Genomic DNA, 8,116 nt, shown 5'->3' with positions numbered 1-8,116 from the left:
CACCCGCCCCGCGCCAGGCATCGCCGGGCGCACCGTACGAGTCGCCTGCGTAGCGCCGCGACGGCCGCCGACGCCCCTGCACCTGCTGCACGAGTGCCTCCGGGATCTCGTCGAGGAACCGGCTCGGTGGGTTGTACTGGGTGCCCCCGTAGAGCGTGCGGCTCCAGGCGTGCGTGAGGTAGAGGCGCTCCATCGCCCGGGTGATGCCCACGTAGCAGAGCCGGCGCTCCTCCTCGAGCTGGTCGGGCTCACCGATCGAGCGCAGATGCGGGAACACGCCGTCTTCCAGCCCGATGAGGAACACGACCGGGTACTCGAGGCCTTTGGCCGAGTGCAGGGTCATGAGCACGACCGACGAGTCGTCGTCGTCGAGCTCGTCGGTGTCGGCTACCAGGCTGATCTGCTCGAGGAACTCGTCGACCGACTCGAACTCCCGCGCCGCGCCCACCAGCTCGGCCAGGTTCTCCAACCGACCCTCGGACTCGATGGAATGCTCGGCCTCCAGCTCCGCGACGTAACCGGAACGGGTGACCGCCGCCTCCAGGAGTGGCCCGGGACCCTGGGGGACCATCTCGGCGAGGTCGTCGACGAGCGCCAGGAAGGCCTCGATGCCCTTGCCCGCTCGTCCGCTGACCCCGGCATCGGCGGCCCGGCGGAGCGCGTCGATGAACGGCAACCCCCGGGCGTTCGCCCACACGTCGAGGCGGGCCACCGTGCTCTCGCCCACCCCTCGCTTCGGGGTGTTCAACACCCGCTTGATGCTGACCTCGTCGAGTGGGTTCACCACCGCCCGCAGGTACGCCAGCGCGTCCTTGACCTCCCTACGATCGTAGAACCGCGTGCCTCCCACCACCTTGTACGGGATGCCGACCCGCATGAGGTGCTCCTCGACCACCCGGCTCTGCGCGTTCGTGCGGTAGAAGACCGCGATGTCACCCCAGCGGTACTGGCCACCATCGTGAAGGTGGGCCATCTGGTGGGCGATCCACTGCGCCTCGTCGGTCTCGTCATCGGCGTGGTAGCGCACGATGGGCTCCCCGGAGCCGGCTTCGGTCCACAGCTCCTTCGGTTTGCGCCCGAAGTTGTTGGCGATGACCGCGTTCGCCGCGTCGAGGATGGTCTGGGTCGAGCGGTAGTTCTGCTCGAGCACGATCACCGTGGCATCCGGGAAGGCGTCCTCGAACGCCAGGATGTTGCGGATGTCGGCTCCTCGCCACCGGTAGATGGACTGATCCGAGTCGCCGACCACGAAGACGTTGCGGTGCTCGGCCGCGAGCTGCAGCACCAGCTCGTTCTGCACCCGGTTGGTGTCCTGGTACTCGTCGACGAGCACGTGGGAGAACCGGCGACGGTAGTGATCGAGCACGTCCGGGTGCTCCCGGAACAGCCGGGCCGTGGAGCCGAGCAGGTCGTCGAAGTCCATGGCCCCGGCCCGCTGCAGTCGGCTCTGGTACTCGCGGTAGATGTCGGCGATCTTGCGTTCGAAGATCACCCGGGCCTGCTCCGCGTACTCATCGACGTCGATGCCGTCGTTCTTGGCCGCACTGATCGTCGCCTGGACCGACCGGGGCGGGAACCGCTTGGCGTCGAGCCCCAGGTCACGGATCACGTAGCCCACCAGACGCACCGAGTCCGCCTGGTCGTAGATGGTGAACGACGAGGGGAACCCGATGAGGCCGGCGTCGCGGCGCAGGATCCGCACGCAGGCGGAGTGGAAGGTCGACACCCACATCTTCTCCGCCACGGGGCCGACGAGGCTGCCGACCCGCTGACGCATCTCGTCGGCGGCCTTGTTGGTGAAGGTGATGGCCAGGATCTCGAACGGGGAGACCCCCCGGTCGCGGATCAGGTGCGCGATGCGGTGGGTGAGCACCCGGGTCTTGCCCGACCCCGCCCCGGCGATGACCAGCAGCGGCCCGTCGCCGTGCGTGACCGCCTCGCGCTGCACGGGGTTGAGCCCCTCCAGCAGGTCGGGTCGGCTCGGACCACGGGGCTCGTCCTCAGCAGAGGTGGTGTCGGCGGGGGCGATGTCGGCCATGCCCCGCCCACCCTACCGAGCGCCACCGACAGCCCCCGGCCATCTACTTACGTCCCCGGTCGGGATGGTCAGGTTGCGATCAGTGACCTTTCATCCGCTCGTGATCAGCTCCGAGGTCGCTCCGGCCGATCACCGGGGAGACTGAACCGTCGCACGACAGCGCCCGGAGGTACATATGCCCCTGACCGTCACCGTCCGAACTCGACCCGGTCAGCCCACCGTGTGGCTCGAGGTCGCTTACGACGGACTCGAGCCCCCGAGCGCGCTCTTCGCCGACCTCGAGATGATCGGGTGGCGGCCCCCCGCGCCTGCGAGCCCGCCGCGCAGCGCCATCGACTGGTCGACGCCGAACCCCCGCACCGGCGAGCGGTTCACCATCCGCAACTGGCGGGTGGAGCGGCAGATCATCGAACCCCCGCCCGGTTCCGGCCCCCGGGGAGCCTGGACCGTGGCTGAGCGGGGAGCGTTCCTGCGGGCCGCCGAGGGGGTCCTGCGCCGCCACGGCGTGTACGCGCTCTCGGCGGAGGCCGCGTCCCTGCTGTCACCACCGACGACCGACCAGCCCACCCGACCATCGCCGGCGCCGCCGGCGGCCACCGCGCCGAACGAGGACGCCACTGGTGCGGAGGCGCCCACGCGTACGGAGGGCCAGCGGGGCCGGCAGCAAGCCGGTGCGGCCGATGCGCTCGTCACCATCATCGTGGAACCCGTCCGCCGGGTGGCTGTCTCGACCCTGCTGGCCGAGCGGGGTCTGGAGGGGACCTGGTCCGCGGCCACGGTGACGGTCCGACACCGCTACCGAGGTTCGGAGTACGACGCGGAGACACCGGCGCAGCAGGTCGACGTGCGGGTTCCCCCGACCGAGGCGATGGATCTCGCCGCGGTCCTCGCCGCTGCCGCCGGTGTGAGGGTCGACGACCCTGCGCGGTGCTCGATCACCCTGCCCGATCCGGCGTCCCCCACCTCGGGCGCACCACCGCTGGCTCTGGTCCACGACGCCGACCAGCGGCGAAGCGCCTGACCCGCCTGATGCCTGCCGGGCACCCGTGCGGCCGCCCGGCCTTGCGGGCCGCTCAGGAGGCGTCGGATCCGGCGGTGGCCCCGACCAGGCGCTCCCGCAGGAACTCGAGCACCTGCTCGAGCGCCGCCCTGGTGGGGTGCCCCGGCTCGTCGACGAGGTGCTCGGTGAGCACCGAATGGGCCGAGCGGGGAATGCCCCACGGGTTGCCCGGACACGAGTCGATCTCCACCCCGATGAAGGCGTCACCGAGCTCGGTGCGGAGCCGGGCGAAGCGCTCGGCCGGCACGAGCCGGTCGCAGGTGAAGCGCAGGCCGAGTACCCGGGTGCCGCCGGCTGCGCGGGCGCGCACGACAGCGAGCTCCTCCTCCCCCAGCCCCAGCGAGAACCGGGCCCGGCGCACCGGCCCGATCGGCAGGGACGGCTGGCTGAGCACGGGCGCCACGAGGTGCGCGTCGAGCATCATCCCGAGGGCGAACCCGCCGGTGAAACACATCCCCACCGCGCCCACCCCGGGGCCTCCACAAGTGGCGTGCGCGGCCGTGGACAGCGCTCGCAACCACCGGCTGATCGGCGTCGAGGTGGGCGCCACCGCGAACGCCCGGAACTCGCGGGAGACGCACGCCGGCACGAGGGAACGCAGGGCGTACAGCGGTCCCGGGTCACGACCGGGTTCGCCGAACAGGCTCGGCAGGACCACCGTGCAGCCGAGGTCGACCACACGGCGGGCGAAGTCCGCGACCCGGGGCGTGATGCCGGGGATCTCGGACATCACGATCACCGCAGGGCCGTTCCCCTTCCAGAAGACCCGCCTGGTCCGGCCGTCGAAGGTGAAGGGCCGGTCCTCGAAGTCGTCGAGAGGGTCGGGCACGGCTCACTCCCACTCGATGGTGCCCGGTGGCTTCGACGTGATGTCGTAGGCCACCCGGTTCACGCCGGGCACCTCGTTGATGATCCGGCTGGAGAGCCGCTCGAGCAGGTCGTAGGGGAGCCGGGCCCAGTCGGCCGTCATGGCATCCTCGCTGGTGACGGCCCGGATGATGATCGGGTGGGCGTAGGTACGCTCATCGCCCATCACGCCGACGCTGCGGATGTCGGGCAGCACCGCGAACGCCTGCCAGATCTCCCGTTCGAGGTCGGCCTTGCGGATCTCCTCCCGCACGATGGCGTCGGCCTGCTGGAGGATGGCCACCTTCTCCGGGGTGACCTCACCGATGATGCGTACCCCCAGCCCGGGACCGGGGAAGGGCTGACGCCAGACGATCTCCTCCGGCAGGCCCAGCTCCTCGCCCACCCGGCGAACCTCGTCCTTGAACAGGTTGCGCAGCGGCTCGACCAGCTCGAACTCCATGTCCTCGGGGAGCCCGCCGACGTTGTGGTGGCTCTTGATCCGGGCGGCCTCGCTGGTGCCGGACTCGATGACGTCCGGGTACAGCGTGCCCTGCACCAGGAAGCGGGCGTCCTCGACGCCCCCCGACGCGTCCTCGAACACCCGGATGAACAACTCGCCGATGGCCTTGCGCTTCTCCTCCGGGTCGGTCACCCCGGCCAGCCGTTCGAAGAAGCGGTCGGCCGCTCGCACGTGGATCAGCTCCATGCCCTGGTGGCGCTGGAAGGTCTCCACGACCTGGTCGCCCTCGCCCTGGCGCATCAGCCCGGTGTCGACGAACACGCAGGTGAGCTGGTGCCCGATGGCCTTGTGGACCAGCGCGGCCGCCACGGCCGAGTCCACCCCTCCCGACAGCCCGCAGATGGCCCGGCCCGAGCCGACCTGCTCGCGGATCGCCTCCACGGAGGTCTCGATGATCGAGGACATGGTCCAGGTGGGCAGGGCGTCGCAGGCGTCGTAGAGGAAATGCTTGAGGATGTCCTGCCCGTGCGGCGTGTGGACCACCTCCGGGTGGAACTGCACGCCGTAGACCCCCCGGTCGACGTCCTCGAACGCCGCGGCAGGCACCGCGTCGGTCATGGCCGTGGTCTCGAAGCCGGGTGGCGCCTGGGTGATCGAGTCGAAGTGGCTCATCCAGACCTGCTGGCGGGCCGGCTGCCCCCCGAACAGCACACCCTCGTTGAGCACCTCGAGGTCGGTCTTGCCGTACTCACCCCGCCCGGTGTCGGCCACCTCCCCGCCGAGCTGGAGCGCGATGAGCTGAGCCCCGTAGCAGATGCCGAGGATCGGCACGCCCAGGTCGTAGACCGCCGGGTCGATCCGGGGGGCACCCTCGACGTGGACCGACTTCGGCCCGCCGCTGAAGATCACGCCGATCGGCTGCCGGGCAGCCAGCTCCGCCGCCGAGATGGTGTGGGGGACGATCTCGCTGTAGACGTGCGCCTCGCGCACCCGGCGGGCGATGAGCTGTGCGTACTGGGCGCCGAAGTCGACGACGAGGACGGTGTCGACGTGCTGCTCGCTCACCTGGTGCCCATCAGTGGCCCATGCCCACGTGCTGGGCTCGCTGCAGAGATTTGCCCTCGGTCTGCAGCGCCGGGGCCACCATCACCTCGGCCTTCTGGAACTCCTTGACCGACTCGTACCCGCAGGTGGCCATCGAGGTGCGGAGCCCACCGAAGAGGTTCATCCGGCCGTCGTTCTCGTGCGCGGGGCCGACCAGGATCTCCTTCAGGGTGCCCCGGATCTCGGTCTTCACCCGGGCGCCCCGAGGAAGGGTGGGATGGAACGTGGCCATACCCCAGTGGTAGCCACGCCCGGGTGCCTCCTCGGCAGCGGCGAGCGGCGAGCCGATCATCACGGCGTCGGCCCCGCAGACGATGGCCTTGGCGATGTCACCACCGGTGGCCATGCCTCCGTCGGCGATCACGTGCACGTACACGCCCGTCTCGTCGAGGTGGCGCATCCTCGCCGCCCGGGCGTCCGCGATGGCGGTGGCCTGAGGAACGCCGATGCCCAGCACCCCGCGGGTCGTGCAGGCATGGCCGGGACCGACACCGACCAGGATCCCGGCCGCGCCGGTGCGCATCAGGTGGAGGGCCGCCTGGTAGCTGGCGCAGCCGCCGACGATCACCGGCATGTCGAGCTCGCGCACGAACTTCTTCAGGTTGAGCGGCTCGTGGGTCTTGGAGACGTGCTCGGCGGAGACCACCGTGCCCTGGATGACGAGCAGGTCGAGCTCCGCCTCGATGAGGTACTTGGCGAACGCCTCGGTGCGCTGGGGCGTGACCGACGCGCACGACACCACCCCGGCGTCCTTGATCTGGCGGATGCGCTCGCCGATCAGCTCGTGGCGGATCGGCGCGGCGTAGATCTCCTGCATCCGCCGGGTGGCCTTCTCGGCCGGCAGCGAGGCGATCTCCTCGAAGTAGGGCTCGGGATCCTCGTAGCGGGTCCACAGCCCCTCGAGGTTGAGCACCCCCACCCCTCCGAGCCGGCCGATCTCGATCGCGGTGGCGGGGCTCACCACCCCGTCCATGGCGGAGGCCATGAGTGGCAGGTCGAAGGTGAAGGCGTCGATCTCCCAGCTGATGTCGACGTCCTCGGGGTCGCGGGTTCGCCGGCTGGGCACGATCGCGATGTCGTCGAACCCGTACGCCCGCCGACCTGACTTGCCGATGCCGATCTCGACCTCAGCCACTTGGCAGCCCCTTCAGTTCCGTCGCCGAGCTCCGATGCCCGGGCCCTGCGCCTCCAGCCCGCTGAAACGATCAGTCTACCCCGACCCTCAGGAACCCCCGGTGAGGGTCTTGAGCACCTGCTTCGCCACCGCCACGTTCATCTGGTACACCGCGCTGCGACCCTTCTCGCTGACCTGGCGGAGCACGCTGCCGCCGCTGAGCGCCTCCATGGTGTCCAGCCCCTCCACGAGGGCCCGGGAGGTCGCATCGGTGGCCTTGTAGCCCATCTCGGTGAGCGACTTCACCAGCTCGTTCTGGGCCACCGGCTTCGGCGCGGCCGCGGCGATGATCCGCAGCGCGTCCTTCGTCAGCTCGGCGCCCTGGGTGATGGCCTGGCTGACGGAGATCGTGCCGTCGTCGCCGGCCTCGAGCGACGCCAGCCAGCGTTTGACCTGCGCCACCAGCTCCTGCTGGGTGTCGGCCTCGAAGATCAGCTTCGGCATGACGGCACGCTACTCGCTGGACCGGCTCGAGCGTCCCGGCCAGCCGGCCAGGAGGTCCCCGCAGAACGCGGTGACGGCGCTGGCGAAGGCGTGCGGCGCCTCCCAGGGCACGAAGTGGCCGCACTCGCGCAGGAGGAACGGCCCGACGTGGTCCGGGAAGGCCTCGGCGGCGTCGAGATCGAACCCGTCCGGGATGACGTGATCGGACGGGCCGTACAGGATGAGGGCCCGCAGGTCGGGGTTGGGTGCGAGTACCGACTCCTCACTGCGCGCGGCCGGGTCGAAGAAGGACTCGTAGGCCCGGAAGCTGGCCCGCAGCGACGACCCGTCGGCGAAGGGCTCGGTGTGGAAGTCGACCGCGTCGGGCCCGAAGGCTCCGTCATGAGCCCAGAAGCGGGAGGTGTAGAAGGTGGCGATGTAGCGCCGCCGCTGGGCGGGCGTGGCCAGCTCGGCCGCGAGCGCGTCCGCGTCGGTGCCCTGGCGGACGAAGTAGTCGTGCGCGCTGCCACCGACCGGTCGCCGGGCGTGGCGGCCGATGCCGGGCACGGGCGCGTTGAACAGCACGAGCCGGTCCGCGAGCTCGGGCCAGCGCAGCGCCAGGTCCTGGATGACGGGCCCGCCGAGGTCGCCACCGGCGAGCACCACCCGCTCATGCCCCAGGCCATCGGTCAGGAGCGCGTGGAGATCCCTCGAGTGGGCGGCGACGTCGCCGAAGCCGTCGGGGCCGACCTCGGAGTCGCCGAAGCCCCGCAGATCGGGGGCGACGACCTCGAAGCCCGCCGCGGCCAGCGGCTCGATGACCCGCCACCAGATTCGCTTGGTCTCGGGCCAACCGTGCACGAGCAGCAGCGGCACCCCGCCCTCACCCTCCCGGACGTAGGCCTGCCGGAACCCACGACCGGTGTAGGTGTGCACGGGGAACCGACCGGGGTCCAGATCGCCCGGCGCGAGCGTGTTCAGCGGCACCGCACTCACGGTACTCACGAC

At 70.8% G+C, this 8,116-nt stretch carries 7 protein-coding genes; 1 reads left to right on the top strand and 6 read right to left on the bottom strand.

Annotated elements, in window-relative coordinates:
* Window positions 1–2,038 (bottom strand): ATP-dependent helicase (locus V7004_RS14200; RefSeq protein ID WP_334144789.1); only part of this gene is annotated, 2,038 nt, incomplete at its 3' end.
* 175 nt (window positions 2,039–2,213) lie between these two features.
* Between V7004_RS14200 and V7004_RS14195 the strand changes: the two genes are divergently transcribed.
* Complete coding sequence (locus V7004_RS14195) at window positions 2,214–3,059, top strand: hypothetical protein (protein ID WP_334144787.1); 846 nt, start codon at window positions 2,214–2,216, stop codon at window positions 3,057–3,059.
* Between the two features lie 52 nt (window positions 3,060–3,111).
* On the opposite strand, the gene V7004_RS14190 is transcribed toward V7004_RS14195, so the two are convergent.
* The 5 genes from V7004_RS14190 to V7004_RS14170 form a co-directional block, all read right to left on the bottom strand.
* Window positions 3,112–3,927, bottom strand: coding sequence for a dienelactone hydrolase family protein (locus V7004_RS14190; protein WP_334144785.1), 816 nt, complete (start codon window positions 3,925–3,927; stop codon window positions 3,112–3,114).
* Between the two features lie 3 nt (window positions 3,928–3,930).
* A complete protein-coding gene (gene guaA, locus V7004_RS14185) occupies window positions 3,931–5,472 on the bottom strand; it encodes a glutamine-hydrolyzing GMP synthase (RefSeq protein WP_334144784.1) in 1,542 nt (513 codons plus the stop codon).
* Between the two features lie 10 nt (window positions 5,473–5,482).
* Window positions 5,483–6,646, bottom strand: coding sequence for a GuaB3 family IMP dehydrogenase-related protein (locus V7004_RS14180; RefSeq protein ID WP_334144782.1), 1,164 nt, complete (start codon window positions 6,644–6,646; stop codon window positions 5,483–5,485).
* 87 nt (window positions 6,647–6,733) lie between these two features.
* A complete protein-coding gene (locus V7004_RS14175; RefSeq protein ID WP_334144781.1) occupies window positions 6,734–7,129 on the bottom strand; it encodes a hypothetical protein in 396 nt (131 codons plus the stop codon).
* A gap of 9 nt (window positions 7,130–7,138) precedes the next feature.
* On the bottom strand, window positions 7,139–8,116 hold a 978-nt coding region (locus tag V7004_RS14170; RefSeq protein ID WP_334144779.1), incomplete at its 5' end, for an alpha/beta fold hydrolase.

The sequence above is a fragment of the Rhabdothermincola sp. genome (genome assembly GCF_036846205.1).
Classification (GTDB): Bacteria; Actinomycetota; Acidimicrobiia; order Acidimicrobiales; family Acidimicrobilacustridaceae; genus Rhabdothermincola.
Note: the sequence above shows the minus strand (reverse complement) of the source record. Positions and strands in the feature narration are given on the sequence as shown.

Coding starts and splice junctions, on each gene's coding strand:
- V7004_RS14195 (WP_334144787.1), top strand. CDS start 2,214: ATGCCCCTGACCGTCACCGTCCGAACTCGACCCGGTCAGCCCACCGTG.
- V7004_RS14175 (WP_334144781.1), bottom strand. CDS start 7,129: ATGCCGAAGCTGATCTTCGAGGCCGACACCCAGCAGGAGCTGGTGGCG.